Genomic DNA, 754 nt, shown 5'->3' on the forward strand with positions numbered 1-754 from the left:
CCCCACAAAAGGAGGCTCTGACGGATTGTAAGCACACGGTTTCAGGTACTATTTCACTCCCCTCCCGGGGTACTTTTCACCATTCCCTCACGGTACTATCCGCTATCGGTCACAGAAGGTATTCAGGCTTACCGGGTGGTCCCGGCAGATTCACAGCAGATTCCACGAGCCCGCTGCTACTCGGGGACAAACGCAACCAACAGACCATGGCTTTCACGTACCGGGCTCTCACCGTCTACGGCAGGCGATTCCACGCACTTTCCGCTAACCACAACCAATGCTGGCGCACAGCTGGCAGACCGTGCACACGTAAACCCCACAACACCACACACGCAACCCCTGCCAGGTATCACACGCATGCGGTTTAGCCTCATCCGCGTTCGCTCGCCACTACTAACGGAATCACAATTGTTTTCTCTTCCTACGGGTACTGAGATGTTTCACTTCCCCGCGTAACCACCAACCAGACTATGAATTCATCTGACGGCGACCGCCCACAACGACGGCCAGGTTTCCCCATTCGGACACCCTCGGATCAACGCTTAGTTGGCAGCTCCCCGAGGCATTTCGCAGCCTCTCACGTCCTTCATCGGCCTCCTGATGCCAAGGCATCCACCGTGTGCCCTTACAACACAACACACAAACGACCAAACAGAATAAACTGTTATGGAACAAATCTACAGAAAAATCAAGATGCTCGCGTCCACTATCCAGTTCTCACACAACACCACCAGAAACCACACCAACCACACAC

The 754-nt window shown here is 54.2% G+C and carries 1 rRNA gene; it reads right to left on the bottom strand.

Annotated elements, in window-relative coordinates:
* Window positions 1-639: ribosomal RNA gene (locus HMPREF3121_RS11385) — 23S ribosomal RNA — on the bottom strand; the annotation flags it as partial.
* Window positions 640-754 lie beyond the last annotated feature (115 nt).

This window comes from Corynebacterium sp. HMSC11E11, assembly GCF_001807025.1.
Taxonomy (GTDB): Bacteria; Actinomycetota; Actinomycetes; order Mycobacteriales; family Mycobacteriaceae; genus Corynebacterium; species Corynebacterium freneyi.